This is a genomic window from Acinetobacter sp. 24-47-39 (genome assembly GCF_056783825.1).
In genome coordinates this window covers 1-20,265 of record NZ_JBWYIP010000010.1, presented here as the reverse complement: position 1 = coordinate 20,265, position 20,265 = coordinate 1, and the positions used below count along the sequence as shown (strand labels likewise).

The following is a 20,265-nucleotide window of genomic DNA, read 5'->3' as shown; positions in this document are numbered from 1 at the left end:
AACACTCAAAAAAAAAAGCTAACTCAATTGAGTTAGCTTTTTTGTGTTTTATCGATTAATCGATAAAACTTTGTCCACCCATATAAGGACGCAAGACTTCAGGAATCTCAATCGAACCATCTTCTCGTTGATAATTTTCCATTACCGCGAGCAAAGTACGACCAACTGCTAAACCTGAACCATTCAAAGTATGAACAAACTCTGTTTTCTTTTGATCAGCACGGTAACGAGCTTTCATACGACGAGCCTGGAAATCCCCCATGTTTGAACACGATGAAATTTCACGATAGGTATTTTGGCTTGGTACCCAAACTTCTAAGTCATAAGTCTTCGTTGCACCAAAGCCCATATCACCACCGCATAAGATGATTTTGCGATATGGCAATCCAAGCGCCTGTAAAATACCCTCAGCATGCCCTGTTAACTCTTCCAATGCTTGCATAGAGTCTTCAGGTTTAACAATTTGAACCATTTCTACTTTGTCAAATTGGTGCTGACGAATCAAACCACGTGTATCACGGCCATAAGAACCAGCTTCACTACGGAAACAAGGTGTATGAGCAGCATATTTCAATGGTAGACGCTCAGGATCAATAATCTCATCACGCACAAAGTTGGTCACAGGCACTTCAGCAGTTGGGATCAAGTAATATTCTTTGTCACCTTGAAGCTTGAATAAATCTTCTTCAAATTTAGGTAACTGACCAGTTCCACGTAATGAATCAGCATTTACTAAATACGGTACATAAGCTTCTGTATAGCCATTTTTCAATGTATGTGTATCTAACATGAACTGCGTTAGTGCACGTTGTAAACGTGCAAGCGGGCCCTTGAGCACACTGAAACGAGTACCTGTTAACTTAGTCGCTGTTTCAAACTCGAGTCCACCCATCCACTCACCAAGATCAGTGTGATCTTTAATTTCAAAGTTGAATTCACGAGGCGTACCCCATTTTAAAATTTCAACGTTGTCATTCTCATCTTTGCCCTCTGGCACCGACTCATGAGGTAGGTTTGGAATAGAAAGTGATTTTGCTTCAATTTCAGCTTGTAGTTCTGTTAACGCAAGCTCAGCGGCTTTAATTTCATCTCCGATCGCGCTCATACGAGCCATGATTTCAGAGGCATCACCACCTGCTTTTTTGATTTGACCAACTTGTTTAGCACCCGAATTACGTTCTGCTTGTAAAGCTTCAGTCTTAGACTGAATTTCTTTACGACGAGCCTCTAAAGATGCCCATTCTTCTACGTTGAGTTGCACGCCACGTTTAGCTAAGGCTAAATTTACAGCCTCTATATTATTTCTAAGTAATTTCGGGTCGATCATGGTTAATCTTTTCAGGGAAAAAAACTGCCTATAGTGTAAGCGCTTCGTTGAAAAAAATACAGTCGAAGCGCTGACAGCTGAAGCTTATTGAATCAAATTAAAATAGAGTCAATTACTCAGCAGCGAGTTTGGGTAGGTTTGGAAGATATTCTGACTGTATCAAACCATTCACACTCACATAAGGTAAAGTGAGTTCAGACATTCCTTCAGCATAGGACGCGAGTTCATACAGCGGATAAACAAAGACGATACCATCAACTCCGTAATAGAAATTGTCACTTAATTCGAGTTTATCTTGTTCAATATTGTGATCTGTAAGCCACATACTATTAGCACTATAAAGTGTTTCTAATAGCTTTTTATTTTGACCTTTCACAATTAAATCTTGTAGTGCTATTCTTTTTTTAGTTTTTAAATCGAAATGAACATATTCTTTGTGGTACATCCCATGTGCTGCACCAGCAGGATATACATAGCTCAGATATTCAAAACTCGCTATATTCTGATGTTGACTTAAATAACGTACCACAGTCTGACTCTGACTCAACTTCAGCGGATCCACAGTAGTTGTCTCTGTATTCTTAGTAGCCGATTGGAATGGTATAGGGTCTGCTTTTTCAATTCGATTTTTAAAATACGTATTAATCCACGGATGATTAGTTTCAACCGTTTGGAATGAATATTCTGTACACCCTGCCTCATCGCATACTTGCTTCTGTTTAGGCTTTAATTCGACATTCTTCGATTCGATATACCAAGATTCTGATTGTTTTACTTGCGCAGCAGTCTCATTGCTTTTTTTAGTTTCTGCATCAGATTTAGGCTGACAAGCGCCTAACATGATCATTGATGCACAAATAACACTCACTTTTCCAAACCGATTCATGTGTTTTAGCATATAGCCTCCAATAAAAATGAGTGTTTAACACAGAGACTATAAATTCTAGCTGACATGAATTCAGTTGAAATTTGTAGTTAAAAAAAAGCAGCGATGAACGCTGCTTTTATATTATTGGTCAATAATGTCTGTGCCTTTAGGCGGTGTAAAGTTAAATGTCGAATCCGGAATACCTGCATTCACTTTCACATTACTAAATTTAACGTGTGTAGTTTGTCCTAATGAATCTTCTAAAATCATTAAGCTTGGCGCTTTATTTGCACCGAAACTAATGGTCAGACTCTGAAAGGCTCCATCTTTCTGCTTAGGATATAACGTGTAATAAGTTTTAGCTTTATTGGGCTGTGTTACACGATATGACTGCATAATTTGGTTAGTGTTACCAGACAATAATAATGCTGGAGTATTGGCAACTTGCTCATCCATATTTTGACGAATTGCCTGCTGTAGATCTGGGTCATAGATCCAAATCATCTTTCCAGAAGTCACAATTGTTTGTTTTGCTGGTGCTGTAGTTTCCCAATAGAAATTACCTGGACGAGCAACTTTCATCACCCCAGTGAAAGTCTGATTCATATGTTGAGCACTCAAACCTTGTTTTTGTGGTGCTTTACTAGATTTAGTTGCTTTCGTTGTTTGTTCAAAATTTGCCGTTAAACTTTTTATTCCGTTTAATTGACGAACCAAGTTTGCGGTCGCTTGTTGCTCCGAAGCAGCCACTGGCGCTGCGAAAACTTGAGTGCTTGCGACTGGTGCCATCATTGCAGCACTCATTGTAATTGCACCAATCGTTTTACGAAGCATTGTCATGATCCCACCTTTTGTTATTGATCATCATTTGATATGGAGTCATCTTAAACCAAATTTGATCGCTAATAATTGAGAAAATAAGAACTTTTGTATTGTTATTTAGCTAAATTGTTGAGAATACTTCATCATGATGAAGATTCACTTCAGTTCAAAAACTTTCTTTCAGATATAAAAAAACCCACTCAAGAGTGGGTTTTTTGGTTATGCCTGATAAAACTTATACAGTTTCAACAGATACATAACGACGGCCAAATTGACCTTTAACTTCGAATTTGATCACGCCATCAGCGGTAGCAAATAAAGTATGGTCACGACCCATACCAACGTTAGCACCAGCGTGGAACTCTGTACCACGTTGACGAACGATGATGTTACCAGCAGTCACAGCTTGACCACCGAACATTTTAACACCTAACATTTTAGGATTTGAGTCACGACCGTTACGTGTCGAACCACCGGCTTTTTTAGTTGCCATGTCTATTTACTCCTCGTAATTAGCCTGAAATAGCTGTAATTTTCAACTCAGTGAACCATTGACGGTGACCTTGTTGTTTACGATAGTGTTTACGACGACGCATTTTGATGATGCGGATTTTGTCGTGACGACCATGGCTAACTACTTCAGCAGTTACTTTAGCACCAGCAACAACTGGAGCACCAATTTGAATGCTATCACCGTTCACTAACATTAATACGTCATCAAACGTAATAGTAGAACCAGTTTCAGCTTTCAATAATTCAACTTTAAGGGTTTCACCCTCAACAACACGGTGTTGTTTACCACCGCTTTGGATTACTGCGTACATAATGTACTCCAACAGGCCCGTGTCGTCGTGCCGATAAAGGAATATATCGATCTTAAAACGAACGCCACTGGGGGTTATTCAAGGGCAAGGATTTTAAGTGATAATGAAATAAACAACAAGGTCTTTTGTCTAAAAGTTAACTTTCATCCCGAAATATCTATTTCTTACATGAAAATAACAATTTGCTGATTGATTAAACTATATTTATTCACAAAATGAACTACTTCGAATATCAAATGACATATCAAGTTTTATTGGTATTATGAAGATTAAATCACAAACATGAATAGAAACTGAACAACATTAAGAAAATCATGCATATTCATGTGGCAAAGCGACCAAAACTTTCACTTAAATTGTTACACTAGCTGAGTAACATCTACTGTTTGTATAAGGACTTCATTGTTATGGCCATCGATTTTAAGCAAGACATTCTCGCACCTGTTGCTACAGACTTTGCTGCGATGGACCAACTTATTAATGAAGGAATCAGCTCTAAAGTTGCTTTGGTGATGTCAGTCAGCAAACATGTGGTTGAGGCAGGTGGTAAACGCATGCGTCCTATTATGTGTTTATTGGCTGCTCGCGCTTGCGGTGAAACCAACCTAGAGCATGCCCAAAAGTTAGCTGCAATTATTGAAATGCTGCATACCGCTACACTGGTACATGATGATGTCGTAGATGAGTCTGGGTTACGCCGTGGTCGTCCTACAGCGAATGCAACATGGAACAACCAAACCGCTGTCCTCGTTGGAGACTTCCTCATTTCTAGAGCGTTCGATTTGCTCGTAGATTTGAACAATATGGTGTTATTAAAAGACTTCTCAACAGGAACATGTGAAATTGCTGAAGGAGAAGTACTTCAACTGCAATCTCAACATCAGCCTGAAACCACTGAAGCGACGTATTTAGACATTATTCACGGCAAAACATCTCGTTTGTTTGAATTGGCGACTGAAGGCGCTGCGATTCTTGCCAATCAACATCAATATCGTGAAGCACTCAGAAAATACGCAGGTCATTTCGGGAATGCATTTCAAATCATAGATGACATACTCGATTACACCTCTGACGCAGAAACACTTGGTAAAAATATTGGCGATGACTTAATGGAAGGTAAGCCAACACTGCCACTGATTGCTGCTCTACAAAAAACTTCTGGTGCAGAGCACGATATTATCCGTCGTAGCATCACTACAGGTGGGACTGAACATTTGGATCAAGTGATTCAGATTGTTCAAAACTCTGGTGCACTAGATTACTGTCGCGAACGTGCTGTTGAAGAAACTACAGCAGCTCGTGAGGCATTGTTACAACTGCCTGAAAGTATTTATCGTCAAGCGCTTGATAATTTGGCGCAATTAGCATTAGATCGAATCCAATAAACTTCAACTAAAAAAAATTTGCGTATGCATATAAACTTTAATGATCTTTTTAAACAAATGCAGGAGCAACTTGACCATAATCAAGCTGCTCCAGACGAAAACATACTCATTGAACTCGTTAATCGCATCCGTCCATCAGACAGTTATAACCTAGAAGAAATTAATCAAAAATTTCAGGCGTTGATACAAGCGTTATTAATTACGCCGACTGCAGCCACCACTTTTCAAGCCTATATCGTTCATCTGATCAATCGCTATAAACAAACCACTATTTATGCGGACAGTGGGATTCTTTCTCTAGATGGTTTTTGGAATCAGTTGGGTCAACGAATGGGAGCGCATGTTCTTCCCCTTTTGACCGATGAAACTGATTTAAAAGATTTAGTCTTCCGTGTCTTTCATTTACGTAGCGATAAATATTGGCTAGAAAATATTGAAGATCAGCAATGGATTCAGTTTTTTCAGATTGTCAATCAAAGTAATGGCAGCTTAGATGCAAAATTTGGCATCAAACGCGACATGATTAAAGCCATTACTGTTTTATCTTACCGTATCAGCGGTATTGGACTTTATCCTGAGTTTATTAATGCACAACCAGAACTGACTGAATATGAGTCACCTTTTTTGGTGCAGAATCGTGAAATCATTGAATTTATTGAGCTATACAAAAAACATTATAGTGAAGCTGATGATCTTACAGCTATGGTCGTACCCGACGCCAACCAAGCTTTGGTGATGATTGAGCAGTGTCGCGATGTTGTTTTAAAGATTCGTCGTGCTACGAAAAGAATTGGGGTAAGTTTAAGTCTCACTTATTTATTGTCTTTGCTTGAGCAATGTTTAGATCGTATTGAACTATTATTGAACTTATTGACTGAAACTGGAAAAGTTCAATACTTAGCACTAGCTGAGTTATGTCAAGATTTAGTTGCGGCTCACTATGAGGAGCGAAGTGTTCGAGAGCTTTTAAAAACAAACAGTGAATTAATCGCATTACAAGTCACTGAAAATGCCAGTAAAACAGGTGAACATTATGTAAGTACCAATAAAGCTGGTTTCTTCAGTATGTACAAATCAGCCGCAGGTGCAGGCGTCATTATCGCTATCATGGCGACCTTGAAGATTCTCACTGCGCGCATCGCCATGGCACCTATCATGCAAGCCTTCGCGTATAGCATGAACTATGCATTAGGTTTCATGTTAATCCATGTACTGCATTTTACGGTTGCGACCAAACAACCTGCTATGACTGCAGCTGCCCTAGCCGCGACAGTTCAACAAAAGAAAGGGTCTCGAACTGCACAAATCGCAGAACTTGCTGCACTGATTATCAATATTATCCGTACGCAGTTTGTCGCTATTCTCGGCAATATTTCCATTGCAATCCCGGTTGCAGCATTGATCACCATGATGTGGCCGTTGATTTTGGGTGAACAATTACTCAATCACAGTAAAGCAACATATTTACTTCATAGTTTAAATCCTTTTACATCCCTAGCAGTACCACATGCAGCTATTGCAGGTGTATGTCTATTTTTATCTGGTTTGATCGCAGGTTACTTCGACAACATGGCAGTGTATCGTAAAGTCGGACCTCGCTTAAAAGCACATCATCGCTTAAAAAACTGGCTAGGTGCTGACAGACTGGAAAAGTTTGCAAACTATATTGAACGTAATTTAGGAGCACTAGCCGGGAATTTCCTGTTCGGAATCATGCTAGGCAGCATGGGGACAATTGGTTTTATTCTTGGTCTGCCTTTAGATATTCGCCATATTGCCTTTGCTTCAGCAAACTTTATGCAGGGCCTATTGAGTATCAATGGCACGCCTGAAATAGGGCTCATTATTGTTTCATTCCTTGGTGTATTATTAATTGGTTTGACCAACTTATTTGTCAGCTTTAGTCTCACTATTATTGTGGCATTACGCGCACGACGTGTTCGTTTTGAACAATGGAAACCTCTGGCAAAATTAGTATTTACTCACTTTGTTACACGACCAATGGACTTTTTCTGGCCCCCAAAACAGCCTTTAGAGGTCGAAGATCCAATTTCACCAAAGAAATCTTCTCATTAGATATTTGTGTTATTTTTTGTGCTAAAAATAAGATGCACATTGTAATGAAATTACTATAAATTATGCTTTTACACTGACTTGAAAAAAAGTGTACTGGCGAGTACACTTTGACGCATTCATGCAATAAATGTATGCGACTATAATATAACTCAGGTTATTTTATATGCCTTACTTACTGATTTTAATAGGTTGTTTAGGAATAACGATAAGTAGTATAGGAATCTATATTCCAACGATACAACAGCTCGATCTCACTGCTGTTTCATGGATGAGTCAACACCGCTATCCCCTCATAGATGGAATTGCGGTTTTATTGTCTCATGTTGGCGGTTTACCGATCATGCTGATGTGCGTGGCGATTTTGACCTTACAGCAATGGCGATTAAAACAATATGCTAACTGTCTATTTATCTCACTTGGTCTCGTTGGTGGTGCCTGTCTTGGCTGGTTACTCAAATATGCTTTCGACCGACCTCGTCCAAATGCAATTTATCAAATCGTTGAAACTTATGGAGCCGCATTTCCAAGCGCACATAGTCTCTATGCAGCAGTGATTGCTGGTTTGATGATCATGATCTTTCGAAACCATCATCAAAGTAGAATCATTTTTGTCGCTGCCTGTATATGGTTTGTTGGCATGGGTTTTTCACGGGTTTATCTCGGTGCTCATTACCCGACAGATGTTGTTGCAGGTTGGAGTATTGCGTTGATATGGCTGACTATACTGTGGTTAGTCCTATCACAACGGATAGCAAAGCAAACAATTATTTTTAGAGAAAAATCTAACGAGGTGGAATAATGATGTCGGCAAAGCTTTGGGCCCCTGCCCTCACTGCTTGTGCTCTTGCAACAAGTATTGCACTTGTGGGTTGTAGCAAAGATCCAAAAGATGCAGAGCAAGCCGCTGCACAACAGCAAATGCCACCAACTGAAGTTGGTGTCATCGTTGCTCAACCACAAAGTGTTGAACAAACTGTCGAGCTTTCGGGTCGAACTTCAGCCTATCAAATTTCTGAAGTACGTCCGCAAGCAAGCGGTGTGATTTTAAAGCGTCTGTTTGCTGAAGGTAGTTTTGTGCGTGAAGGACAACCTCTGTACGAAATTGACGCAAATACCAACCGTGCGAACTTAGACAGTGCAAAAGCAGCCTTAGTTCGTCAAAAAGCCAATATCAATGCGCTTCAAGTTAAAGCTGACCGTTATCGCCAACTTGTCGGTATCAATGCTGTATCTAAGCAAGAATTTGATGATCTACAAGCACAAGTAAAATTGGCACAAGCAGATGTTGCAGCTTCAGAAGCAGCGGTGAAAAATGCGCAGATTAACTTAGGTTATTCTACTGTTCGTTCACCAATTTCAGGGCAATCAGGTCGCTCTAGTGTGACTGCAGGTGCATTAGTAACGGCTAATCAACCTGAAGCATTGGTGACAATCCAACAGCTTGATCCAATCTATGTTGATATCAACCAATCAAGTGCAGAGCTTCTTCGCTTACGTCAACAGTTGAGTCAAGGCAGCATCGACCGCAGCAACAATACTAAAGTTCGTTTAAAACTTGAAGATGGCAGCATTTACCCTATTGAAGGTAATCTTGCATTCTCTGATGCAAGTGTAAATCCAGAAACAGGGACAGTTACCCTTCGTGCTGTGTTCTCAAATCCGAACCAATTATTATTGCCAGGAATGTTCACTAATGCTCAAATTGTGCAAGGTGTAATTCCTAATGCGATTTTAGTGCCTCAAGCGGCTGTGACCCGTACACCAACAGGTCAAGCGACTGCGATGATCGTGAATGCGAAAGGTGCAGTTGAAGTACGTCCAATTGAGACAGCAGGTGTTCAAGGTAAAGATTGGATTGTGACCAAAGGTCTAAATACAGGTGACAAGGTCATTGTAGATGGTGTGGCGAAAGTTAAACCTGAACAACAAGTTGTAGCTAAACCTTACCAACCTCAAGCTGCAGCACCTCAAGCCGGCAAAGATGGTCAACAAGCAAAGCCAGCAGCTCAATCTGAACAAAAAGCTACTTCAAATGCATAAGGAGTAGACTGAATGGCTCACTTTTTTATCCATCGCCCAATTTTCGCTTGGGTGATTGCATTGGTCATCATGTTGGCGGGTATTTTATCCCTCACCAAGATGCCAATTGCCCAATACCCAACGATTGCACCACCAACGGTATCGATTTCTGCAACATATCCGGGTGCATCTGCTGAAACTGTTGAAAACACAGTAACGCAAATTATTGAACAACAAATGAATGGCTTGGATGGGTTGCGTTACATCTCATCTAACAGTGCGGGTAATGGACAAGCTTCCATTACACTAAACTTTGAACAAGGTATCGATCCTGATATTGCTCAGGTACAAGTTCAAAATAAACTTCAATCAGCGACTGCACTTTTGCCTGAAGACGTACAACGTCAAGGTTTAAAAGTTACCAAGTCTGGCGCAAGCTTCTTACAAGTTATTGCGTTTTATTCTGAGTCAGATGCATTAGATGCAAATGACATTAAAGACTATGTAAACTCAAATATCTCTGAACCACTTAGCCGTGTGACTGGTGTTGGTGAAGTGCAAGTATTTGGTGGTTCATATGCTATGCGAATTTGGATGGACCCATCCAAAATGGCCAACTTGCAAGTTACACCGAGTGATATTGCAAATGCATTAAGAACTCAGAATGCGCAAGTGGCGGTAGGTCAGTTAGGTGGTGCACCTTCTGTACAAGGTCAAGTTTTAAATGCGACTGTAACTGCTCAAAGTCTTTTACAAACACCTGAACAATTTTCAAATATTTTCCTTAAGAACTCACCGAATGGTGCACAAGTTCGTTTAGGTGATGTCGCTAAAATTGAATTAGGTGCAGACAACTATGCATTTGACTCTAAATTTAATGGTCAACCTGCAGGTGGTGTAGCGATTCGTTTGGCAACGGGTGCAAACGCATTAGATACAGCCCAAGCGATTGAAGATCGTTTAAAAGAATTACGTCCAAACTATCCAACAGGTATGGTGGACAAACTTGCTTTTGACACAACACCATTTATTGAGCTCTCAATTAAAAGTGTTGTGAAAACCTTAATTGAAGCGATTATCCTCGTATTCTTGGTCATGTTCTTGTTCCTACAAAACTGGCGTGCAACCATTATTCCAACAATGGCTGTTCCCGTGGTTGTATTGGGTACATTTGCCGTGATCAACATGTTCGGATTCTCGATCAACACATTAACCATGTTCGCTATGGTTCTCGCCATTGGTCTTTTGGTGGATGATGCGATTGTCGTCGTAGAAAACGTTGAACGTGTTATGGCAGAAGAGCATCTTGAGCCTGTGGAAGCGACTGAAAAGTCGATGGGACAGATCTCTGGTGCATTGATTGGTATTACCTCTGTCTTAACTGCAGTATTCGTACCTATGGCATTCATGGGGGGTACGACAGGTGTAATTTATCGTCAATTCTCTATCACACTCGTTACAGCAATGATCCTTTCATTGATTGTTGCATTAACCTTTACCCCTGCATTGTGTGCGACCATGTTGAAAAAACATGATGCCAACAAACCTCAAAGCAATAACATTTTTGCCCGTTTCTTCCGTTGGTTTAACAATGGTTTTGACAAAATTTCGGTGAAATATCAAAACGGCGTAAACCGTTTAACACATGCCAAGCTATTTGCAGGATTGGTTTATGGTGTTGTGATTGCTGTGATGGGTTGGTTGTTTGTCAACCTTCCTTCTTCATTCTTACCAGATGAAGACCAGGGTGTGGTGATGACTCTCGTTCAGCTACCACCAAATGCAACGCTTGAACGCACTGGTAAAACAATTGATCAAATGACAGGCTTCTTCCTCAATAACGAGAAAGAACATGTTGAATCTGTATTTAGTGTTGCTGGTTTCTCGTTCACGGGTATTGGTCAAAATGCGGGTCTTGCCTTCATTAAGTTGAAAGACTGGAAAGACCGTACCTCTCCTGAATCTCAGGTCGGTGCAATTATCCAACGTGGTATGGCACTGAATATGATTGTGAAAGATGCCAGCTATATCATGCCTCTTCAACTTCCAGCAATGCCGGAGTTGGGCGTGAGTGCAGGCTTTAACCTACAGTTAAAAGCAGCTGCAGGTCAAAGTCACGAGCAATTATTAGCAGCACGTAATGCTGTACTCGGCTTAGCTTCTCAAGATCAGCGTTTAACAGGTGTTCGTCCTAACGGACAAGAAGATACGCCTCAATATCGTGTCATCGTCGATCATGCTCAAGCAGGTGCTATGGGAGTCAGCATTGCTGAAATCAATAGTACGATGGGTATGGCATGGGGTGGTACATACATTAATGACTTCATCGATCGTGGTCGTGTGAAAAAAGTGTATGTCCAAGGTGAAGCGAGCTCTCGTATGATGCCTGAAGACTTAGACAAGTGGTATGTCCGCAATAACCAAGGTACGATGGTTCCATTCTCAGCGTTCGCAACAGGCGAATGGACTTATGGTTCACCACGTTTAGAGCGTTATAACGGCGTTTCTTCCATGAACATTACAGGCACTCCAGCTCCAGGTGTGAGTTCGGGTGATGCAATGGCAGCGGTTGAAGAAATCATTGCGAAGCTTCCTTCAATGGGCTTACAAGGCTTCGATTACGAATGGACTGGTTTATCTCTTGAAGAACGTGAGTCTGGCGCACAAGCACCATTCCTTTATGCTCTTTCGTTATTGATTGTCTTCCTCTGCTTGGCAGCCTTATATGAAAGTTGGTCTATCCCATTCTCTGTACTCATGGTTGTGCCATTGGGTATTGTTGGTGCACTTGCTTTAACATTCTTGGGAATGATTATTTTGAAAGATCCAAACCTTTCAAATAACATCTACTTCCAAGTGGCGATTATTGCCGTGATTGGTTTGTCCGCGAAGAATGCGATCTTGATTGTAGAATTTGCGAAAGAGCTTCAAGATCAAGGTGAAGAACTCTTCGAAGCAACCTTGCATGCCGCGAAAATGCGTTTACGTCCAATCATTATGACCACATTGGCTTTCGGTTTTGGTGTTCTTCCACTAGCTCTCGCTTCTGGCGCAGGTGCAGGAAGTCAACATTCCGTGGGTTATGGTGTACTTGGTGGTGTAATCAGCTCAACACTTTTAGGGATCTTCTTTATTCCAGTGTTCTATGTATGGATCCGAAGTATCTTTAAAACAAAACCAAAACAAAATAAACAGGAGCAAATTTCGTGATGCAAAACGTATGGTCTATTACAGGTCGTAGCATTGCGGTATCTGCAATTGCGCTTGCTTTGACAGCATGTCAAAGCATGCGTGGTCCAGAACCGGTCACTCAAGCCAATATTCCAGGAAGTTATCTTGGCAATGCTTCTGGTCCATCTATTGCGGAGCAAGGTTATAAGGATTTTTTTGTAGATCAACGCTTAATCCAAGTTTTGGATTTAGCCTTGGCAAATAACCGCGATCTTCGTAAAGCAACGCTAAATATCGAATTAGCACGTCAACAATTTCAAATCAGCCAAAACAATCAATTGCCTACGATTGGTGCAAGTGGTGGTGTTTTACGACAAGACACGATCAATTCGCCAAGCCCAGTAACAACCTATAATGTAGGTTTAGGTTTAACGGCTTATGAAATTGATTTTTGGGGTCGTGTTAGAAGTTTGAAAGACAATGCCCTAGACACTTATCTTTCAACTGCAAGCGCACGTGATGCCACTCAAATTGCCTTGATTAGCCAAACAGCTCAAGCTTGGTTGGCTTACTCATATGCGCAAGCGAATCTTAAGCTCGCTGAACAGACGCTGAAAGCTCAACTTGAATCTTACAATCTCAACAAAAAACGTTTTGATGTGGGAATCGACAGTGAAGTTCCGCTTCGTCAGGCTCAAGTTTCTGTTGAAACGGCACGTGGCGATGTTGCTGAATACAAGACTCAAATTGCACAAGCGGTTAATGCGTTAAACCTCCTTGTAGGTCAACCACTACCTGACAATTTATTGCCTAAAGAGAGAATCACACGTGTGACATCAACCACTGCTTTTGCGGCTGGTTTGCCAAGTGATCTACTCAACAACCGTCCAGATGTTAAAGCGGCTGAATATCAGCTGAGTGCGGCTGGTGCGAATATCGGTGCTGCAAAAGCGCGTTTATTCCCAACCATTAGCCTCACAGGTTCAGCAGGTTATGCATCAACAGACTTAAGTGATTTATTTAAGTCTGGCGCTTTTGTTTGGTCTGTTGGTCCTAGTCTAGATATTCCAATCTTTGACTGGGGTACACGTCGTGCCAATATTAAAGTCTCTGAAACACAGCAACAGATTGCATTGTCTGATTATGAAAAATCAATTCAATCTGCGTTCCGTGAAGTGAATGATGCTTTGGCAGTGCGTCAAAATATCGGTGAACGTTTAACTGCACAACGCCGTTTAGTTGATGCGACCAATACAACCTACAAACTCTCAAATGCCCGCTTCCGCGCTGGTATTGACAGTTTCTTAACTGTATTAGATGCGCAACGTACATCGTATAGTGCTGAGCAAGGTTTATTGCTGCTTGAACAAGCGAACCTTAACAACCAAATCGAGCTCTATAAATCACTCGGTGGTGGCTTAAAAACTAATACTACGGATCAAGTGATTTATCAGCCTTCAAGCTCAGATTTAAAATACGACAAGAAGTAATTTTTTGTTTAAACAAAGCTCACTTCGGTGGGCTTTTTTATTGTCCCAAATACTGATATTTTGTCATTAATTATCCTTTTTATAACGACTTCAATCACATGCTGTTAAGTAATTTAGAATCTGTACCTGGTCATCAAATTCAACAACAATTTGACGTGGTATATGGTAGTACCGTCAGAAGTAAACACGTTGGACGTGATTTACTCGCAGGACTTAAGAATATCGTCGGTGGAGAACTTACCGCATACACGGAATTACTTGAAGAGTCTCGTCAAGAAGCAATGAACCGTATGATTGATAAAGCGCGTGGCTTAGGGGCGAATGCGATTGTCGGAATTCGTTTCTCGACTTCCAATATTACCCAAGGTGCTTCCGAATTATTTGTTTATGGCACAGCTGTGTATGTCACACCGAATGCACCTAAAATTCCTGATCCATTCACCTCTTAAGGATTCGTTATGGATGGTATCATTTTTCAGGTGGTTATCTTTCTCATCCTATTTTGTATTGGATTTGGATTTGGTCGCTATAATGAACAAAAGCATCTTAAGCAACTTGATGAACAAGAAGTGCGCTTAGCTTATATCAAGTTAGATAGTCAGCGTTTTAAAACTTCTGAAAACCACGGACAAATGATCAGCAGTAATGTGGTGATTTCGCATGATTATTTTAAGTTTGTACTTGCGCAAATCCAAAATTTCTTTGGTGGACGCTTACGCAGTTATGAAAGTATTGTTGAACGTGCAAGACGTGAAGCTATCGTTAGACTTAAACTTGAAGCTGAAAAAATGGGCGCAACTGAAATCTTAGGATTAAGACTCAGCACCACAGATTTAGGTCTTCAAGGTGGAATGGTTGAAGTTTTCGCTTACGGAACTGCTATACAAAAGAGAGACTAAAAGTCTCTCTTTTTCTTACAGGTATGTAGTAGTCACTCAAGCCGTACACTTTACTTGAGGAGTCTTTAAATCCCTTATCACTCGCATGATCATTGAGATAGAAATGCAAACATATTTGATTAAATTTTTCTCATCGATATGCGCATGATCATTAAAGTTTACTTCACTTTCATTTTTCGGATCATTCGATACAGTATTGCTGGTGATAACCGTGAAATAAAAACGCCTAATTTTTCTTTTGCTCCACCCACGACAATATACTCATCCCCTTTCAATAATGCCTGTACGGTTTGTTTAGCAAATTCCTCTGCTTCTAAACCATTTTCAATGGCCTCATCTTGGTAACCTTGGGGCTTTCCTTCACCATTTAACGCGTTAAAGGACACATTGGTTTTCACAAATCCCGGGAAAATCACCGAGACACCCACACCATCTTGCGCAACTTCTGCACGTAAGCTATTCGCCCACATATGGATCGCACCTTTGGCTGCCGAATAAGTCGCACGATATTGTGTACCCAATAACCCAGCGACACTTGAGATAAAGGCAATTCGTCCTGACTTCTGTTGCTGAAAAGTCGGCAAAACCGTTTTGGTTAAAAAGACTTGAGAGAAATAATCGACTTCCATGATCGCACGTTCAGTTTGCATGGTCGTGTCTTTAATTAATGCACGTTGTGATAGACCTGCATTATTAATTAACCAATCAATACGTCCCTTTTGTTGGAGAACTTGTTCATAAGCATGCCGAACTTGGGATTCATCCGTGATATCCGCTTTAATGGAAATATGTCGTTCTGGGTGCGCCAGAGACTGTCTAACCGTTTCTAACTCTTCAAAACGACGAGCCGTCAAAATAACCTGTGCCCCTAAACTTGCACATTCAGCAGCCAACGCTTTACCAAGACCCGATGATGCGCCTGTAATCCACACCACTTTCTGATCAAGCTGTTCCAACTTTGCCATTCCCTTTATCCTTATGGTTTAAGCATTTAATTTTGCTTTTTGCTGTCCTTCATTATCAAGAAAAACCAAAAAATGGTCAAAGTACTTCACGATACTTTGTGCATCATGAATTTTGCTTAAATTTTCAAATCGCTTATAGCCCAATCCTGTGGTCAGACTGATCACACCATTTAAGGTTTTATCCACCACCATATTAAATTTCAGCATTTTTTTAGGTTCACGAATTAAGCTCGTAACACCTTGATCAACCACTTTAGTGAATGCTTTTAAGCCAGGGGCAACATATTGGTTTTGACCTTCACGCATACGTTCTGCACAGCCCAGTAGCTCATTCACAATAACTTTTTCAACTGGGTACGAAATATAGTATTTTCCATCTTGTTCATACATCAAACTTTGTACATGATTCACCATAGGCATTAAGCGATCATTACTAAAAAATGATACCGACCAAGGCATGTATTTCAAGATTGCATCTTGCACTTGTTTCAATACTTTTGCTGAGTCTTGATCCTTTGCATTAGAATCTTTGACCAGTGTGCCAAAGGCTTGATCAATAATCTCACAAGCAATTTTGGACAGATTATCTCCAAGAATTTTAGCTTGCGCTTCACGATCTCCTGCATTGAGTTTTTGGTGAATGGTTTGATATTGCTGATAAGTTTCAGGTTGTAAGCGCAAAGAAATAGTATAGGTCATGCTATTGTTATCCTTTATTGTCAGGCCGATTCCGCGAGTTGACGCTGGCTTTAGTGTTATTCAAAATCAATTACTGTTCGATTGTGTGTGATTTGAAACGAGAATGCATTTGCTTAACGTGCCTCTCCATGCATTTTTTTTGCTACAATAGATGCAATTTTTTATCTACTTTTGATCTGTTCGAACTATGACTGATTCAGCGCAAAATATTGCTACAACCTACGATCCGACCGAGATCGAGAAAAAATGGTACCAAACTTGGGAAGAACGCGGTTACTTTAAGCCGTCTGAAAAAGGCGAGTCTTTCTGTATCATGATTCCGCCACCAAACGTCACTGGTAGCTTGCACATGGGTCATGGTTTTAACAATGCCATCATGGATGCTTTGACACGTCATAAGCGTATGTCTGGCTTTAACACGCTTTGGCAACCGGGTACTGACCACGCAGGTATCGCAACGCAAATGGTTGTAGAGCGTCAGTTGGGTGCACAAGGCGTAGGTCGTCATGACTTGGGTCGTGAAAAGTTCATCGAAAAAGTATGGGAATGGAAAGAACAATCTGGCGGTAATATTACCCGTCAAATCCGTCGTTTAGGTTCTTCTGTAGATTGGTCTCGTGAACGTTTCACCATGGATGAAGGTTTATCAAACGCGGTAAAAGAAGTGTTTGTAAAACTGCATGAAGAAGGTTTGATTTACCGTGGTAAACGCCTTGTAAACTGGGATCCAAAATTACAAACTGCCCTTTCTGATTTAGAAGTTGAGTCTGATAAAGAAGAACAAGGTTCGCTTTGGCACTTCAAATATTTCTTTGAAGATAAGTCACTTCGCACGCACGATGGTAAAGATCACATTGTTGTGGCAACCACTCGCCCTGAAACTTTATTGGGTGATACAGCTGTTGCAGTTGCACTTGATGATGAACGTTATGCACACCTTGTAGGTCAAAACATCATCCTACCAATTACAGGTCGTGCTGTTCCTATCGTTAAAGATGAATATGTAGACAAAGAATTCGGTACAGGCTGTGTAAAAATCACCCCTGCGCATGACTTCAATGACTATGAAGTGGGTAAACGTTGCGAATTGCCAATTATCAACATCTTCAACAAAAATGCTGAAGTGTTGGCTGAGTTTGAATATATCGCAAAAGCGGGTGAGCAAATTTCTAAAACCATCCCTGCGCCTGCAGACTACATTGGTTTAGAGCGTTTTGAAGCACGTAAAAAGTTAGTTGAACAAGCGGAAACTGAAGGTTGGTTAGATCAAATTCAACCATATACATTGAAGCCACCTCGTGGTGACCGTTCAGGTGTAATTGTTGAGCCATTACTCACAGACCAATGGTATGTGAAGATTGCACCACTTGCGAAACCTGCAATTGAAGCGGTTCAAGACGGTCGTATTAAGTTTGTTCCTGAGCAATACAGCAATATGTACATGGCTTGGATGAACAACATTCAAGACTGGTGTATCTCACGTCAATTGTGGTGGGGTCACCGTATCCCTGCTTGGTACGATGCAGAAGGCAATGTATATGTAGGTCGTAACGAAGATGAAGTTCGTGCGAAAAACAACATCCCTGCAGATGTTCAACTAGATCAAGATGAAGACGTATTGGATACATGGTTCTCATCAGGTCTTTGGACATTCTCAACTTTAGGTTGGACAGGTGACGAAGCGAAAGATAAAGAAAACTATTTCTTAAATACCTTCCACCCGACTGATGTTCTTGTAACAGGTTTCGACATCATCTTCTTCTGGGTTGCTCGTATGATTATGCTTACGATGCACTTCATGAAAAATGAAGATGGTACGCCTCAAGTGCCGTTCAAAACTGTGTATGTACACGGTTTGGTACGTGATGGCGAAGGTCAGAAAATGTCTAAATCTAAGGGTAACGTACTTGACCCATTAGACTTGATTGACGGTGTTGACCTTGAAACGTTAGTACAAAAACGTACGACTGGTTTGATGAACCCGAAACAGGCGTCGAAGATTGAGAAATCAACACGTAAAGAATTCCCAGAAGGTATTCAATCTTACGGTACTGACGCGGTTCGTTTCACGTTCTGTGCGCTTGCGAACACTGGCCGTGACATTAAGTTCGACATGAAACGTGTTGAAGGTTACCGTAACTTTGCCAACAAAATCTGGAACGCTACTCGTTTCGTGATGATGAACTGCGAAGAGCAAGTGATTGGTCAGGAAGTGCGTCAGGACCTTTGGGAATTGCCTGAACAGTGGATCGTAAGCCGTCTACAAAAGGCGGAACAAGCGGTGCAAACAGCATTTGCAACATACCGTTTAGATTTGGCTGCACAAGCGATTTACGAGTTCATTTGGAATGAATACTGTGACTGGTATGTAGAGCTGACTAAGCCTGTTCTGAATGACGAAAATGTATCGGTTGAGCGTAAAGCTGAAGTACGTCGTGTTCTTCTTTCTGTGATGGAAGCGTCTTTACGTTTGGCTCATCCGTTGATGCCGTACCTAACAGAAGAAATCTGGCAAACACTTGCGCCGAAACTGAACATTTCTGGCGAAACCATTATGTTGGCGCAGTACCCTGTTGCTGAACAAGCATTGATTAATGAACAAGCTGAAGCAGATATGCAGTGGCTGCAAGGTTTGATTGGTGCTGTACGTAACATTCGTGGTGAAATGGGTCTAGGTAATGCTCGCTTGTTGCCTGTACTACTTCAAAACACCACTGATGCTGAAAAAGCACAAATCGCACGTATTGAACCATTGTTTAAAGCATTGGCAAAAGTTGAAAGCATTACATTCTTAGCTGATGCTGAACAACCGCCATTGTCTTCTTCATCTGTCGTGGGTCATGTGTCTGTATTCGTTCCAATGAAGGGTTTAATTGACCCTAAAGCGGAATTGGCTCGTCTACAAAAAGACTTAGACAAGGTTCAAAAACAGCACGACCAAATTGCCACTAAACTTGGCAATGAAGGTTTTGTGGCAAAAGCACCTGCTGCTGTGGTTGAAGGTGAGAAAGTAAAACTTGCTGAGTTTGCTGATCAGTTAGCGAAAATTAAAGCGAATATGGAGCAAATTGCAGCGCTTTAAGGTGTTGTTAATTTAATCTAATTTGTGTATAAAGGGCTGATTATTCAGCCCTTTATTATTAATATATGAAATACTTAATGCAAATCAGTGGAGAGATTCCACATTTAAAAATTGAAGCTATTAATATTCCTTTATACGGACGAAATTTAATTATTACAGGTAAAAATGGAAGCGGAAAAACTAGTTTTTTAACTTTATTAGAAGAAAAAATTTTATTACATCTTGATAAAAAAGGACACTTAACAGATTCTCAGATATCACATATTAAGCATTATGAATCCCAAAAAGAACAGTACCCCAAGGGCAGTGCTGAATATTCACAAGCTGAACATCAATTAAATTATTTATATGAGCAGCGTGAAAAAATTAAGGGTGGCCTACAACTTTCTTTCGACAACGAGCTTCAACTATTAGCATCCTATGATGAACTTAAAGCTATTTTTGTACCTTTCAAAGCAATGCGAATGTCAAAAATATCAAATACTACTCAAACCTCCTCTATTGAGTATGAAAAGAAAAGCGCAATTCAAACAATAAAAAATAAAAGCATTATTAGATCTCTTTCATAAATCAAAAAACGATCTTCTTTTTGGTTGATATTTGCACTCCGGATTTCTTAACATTCGTGCATAATCTGC

Annotated in this window: 17 protein-coding genes; 10 read left to right on the top strand and 7 right to left on the bottom strand. The window is 40.6% G+C overall.

The window, feature by feature from the left end; translation table 11 throughout:
- Positions 1 to 55 precede the first annotated feature (55 nt).
- The 5 genes from serS to rplU all read right to left on the bottom strand — a co-directional run bounded on the left by serS (position 56) and on the right by rplU (position 3,841).
- The gene (gene serS / locus AC1M9C_RS09990; RefSeq protein ID WP_179997729.1) at positions 56 to 1,327 is read right to left on the bottom strand and encodes a serine--tRNA ligase; all 1,272 of its coding nucleotides are present in this window, start codon (positions 1,325 to 1,327) and stop codon (positions 56 to 58) included.
- Positions 1,328 to 1,439: 112 nt separating this feature from the next.
- Positions 1,440 to 2,225 carry an RsiV family protein gene (locus AC1M9C_RS09985; RefSeq protein ID WP_481953634.1) on the bottom strand — a complete coding sequence of 262 codons (786 nt, stop codon included), beginning with the start codon at positions 2,223 to 2,225 and terminating at the stop codon, positions 1,440 to 1,442.
- Between the two features lie 111 nt (positions 2,226 to 2,336).
- The gene (gene lolA, locus AC1M9C_RS09980) at positions 2,337 to 3,035 is read right to left on the bottom strand and encodes an outer membrane lipoprotein periplasmic chaperone LolA (protein ID WP_481953633.1); all 699 of its coding nucleotides are present in this window, start codon (positions 3,033 to 3,035) and stop codon (positions 2,337 to 2,339) included.
- A 217-nt stretch (positions 3,036 to 3,252) separates the two neighbouring features.
- Positions 3,253 to 3,510, bottom strand: coding sequence for a 50S ribosomal protein L27 (rpmA, locus tag AC1M9C_RS09975; RefSeq protein ID WP_035267862.1), 258 nt, complete (start codon positions 3,508 to 3,510; stop codon positions 3,253 to 3,255).
- A 19-nt stretch (positions 3,511 to 3,529) separates the two neighbouring features.
- Complete coding sequence (rplU, locus tag AC1M9C_RS09970; RefSeq protein WP_035267860.1) at positions 3,530 to 3,841, bottom strand: 50S ribosomal protein L21; 312 nt, start codon at positions 3,839 to 3,841, stop codon at positions 3,530 to 3,532.
- A 407-nt stretch (positions 3,842 to 4,248) separates the two neighbouring features.
- Between rplU and sdsA the strand changes: the two genes are divergently transcribed.
- The 8 genes from sdsA to AC1M9C_RS09930 all read left to right on the top strand — a co-directional run bounded on the left by sdsA (position 4,249) and on the right by AC1M9C_RS09930 (position 14,881).
- Positions 4,249 to 5,226 (top strand): All-trans-nonaprenyl-diphosphate synthase, encoded by a 978-nt coding sequence (sdsA, locus tag AC1M9C_RS09965; RefSeq protein WP_035267858.1) that lies wholly within the window; start codon positions 4,249 to 4,251, stop codon positions 5,224 to 5,226.
- Between the two features lie 24 nt (positions 5,227 to 5,250).
- The gene (locus AC1M9C_RS09960; RefSeq protein WP_481953632.1) at positions 5,251 to 7,302 is read left to right on the top strand and encodes a site-specific recombinase; all 2,052 of its coding nucleotides are present in this window, start codon (positions 5,251 to 5,253) and stop codon (positions 7,300 to 7,302) included.
- A gap of 163 nt (positions 7,303 to 7,465) precedes the next feature.
- Positions 7,466 to 8,101 carry a phosphatase PAP2 family protein gene (locus AC1M9C_RS09955; protein WP_481953631.1) on the top strand — a complete coding sequence of 212 codons (636 nt, stop codon included), beginning with the start codon at positions 7,466 to 7,468 and terminating at the stop codon, positions 8,099 to 8,101.
- Positions 8,101 to 9,342 carry an efflux RND transporter periplasmic adaptor subunit gene (locus AC1M9C_RS09950; RefSeq protein WP_481953630.1) on the top strand — a complete coding sequence of 414 codons (1,242 nt, stop codon included), beginning with the start codon at positions 8,101 to 8,103 and terminating at the stop codon, positions 9,340 to 9,342. Before AC1M9C_RS09955 ends, AC1M9C_RS09950 begins: the two co-directional genes overlap by 1 nt.
- A 12-nt stretch (positions 9,343 to 9,354) precedes the next feature.
- Positions 9,355 to 12,531: an efflux RND transporter permease subunit gene (locus AC1M9C_RS09945; RefSeq protein ID WP_481610633.1), complete on the top strand. Its 3,177-nt coding sequence runs from the start codon at positions 9,355 to 9,357 to the stop codon at positions 12,529 to 12,531.
- On the top strand, positions 12,531 to 13,982 hold the full coding sequence (gene adeK, locus AC1M9C_RS09940; RefSeq protein WP_481953659.1) for a multidrug efflux RND transporter AdeIJK outer membrane channel subunit AdeK: 1,452 nt from the start codon (positions 12,531 to 12,533) through the stop codon (positions 13,980 to 13,982). The genes AC1M9C_RS09945 and adeK overlap by 1 nt, the downstream gene beginning before the upstream one ends.
- Positions 13,983 to 14,080: 98 nt before the next feature.
- Positions 14,081 to 14,431, top strand: a complete 351-nt coding sequence (locus AC1M9C_RS09935) for a YbjQ family protein (protein WP_092766864.1) — start codon at positions 14,081 to 14,083, stop codon at positions 14,429 to 14,431.
- 9 nt (positions 14,432 to 14,440) lie between these two features.
- Complete coding sequence (locus AC1M9C_RS09930) at positions 14,441 to 14,881, top strand: YbjQ family protein (protein WP_481953629.1); 441 nt, start codon at positions 14,441 to 14,443, stop codon at positions 14,879 to 14,881.
- Between the two features lie 158 nt (positions 14,882 to 15,039).
- On the opposite strand, the gene AC1M9C_RS09925 is transcribed toward AC1M9C_RS09930, so the two are convergent.
- Together AC1M9C_RS09925 and AC1M9C_RS09920 are read right to left on the bottom strand one after the other, a co-directional pair.
- On the bottom strand, positions 15,040 to 15,846 hold the full coding sequence (locus AC1M9C_RS09925) for an SDR family NAD(P)-dependent oxidoreductase (RefSeq protein ID WP_035266703.1): 807 nt from the start codon (positions 15,844 to 15,846) through the stop codon (positions 15,040 to 15,042).
- 18 nt (positions 15,847 to 15,864) lie between these two features.
- Positions 15,865 to 16,545: a hypothetical protein gene (locus AC1M9C_RS09920; RefSeq protein WP_481953628.1), complete on the bottom strand. Its 681-nt coding sequence runs from the start codon at positions 16,543 to 16,545 to the stop codon at positions 15,865 to 15,867.
- Positions 16,546 to 16,732: 187 nt separating this feature from the next.
- On the opposite strand from AC1M9C_RS09920, the gene AC1M9C_RS09915 reads away from it, so the two are divergent.
- Entirely contained in the window at positions 16,733 to 19,627 is a 2,895-nt protein-coding gene (locus AC1M9C_RS09915) for a valine--tRNA ligase (RefSeq protein WP_481953627.1), read from the top strand.
- Between the two features lie 77 nt (positions 19,628 to 19,704).
- Positions 19,705 to 20,196 carry a hypothetical protein gene (locus AC1M9C_RS09910; protein ID WP_481953626.1) on the top strand — a complete coding sequence of 164 codons (492 nt, stop codon included), beginning with the start codon at positions 19,705 to 19,707 and terminating at the stop codon, positions 20,194 to 20,196.
- The last annotated feature ends 69 nt before the right edge of the window (positions 20,197 to 20,265 follow it).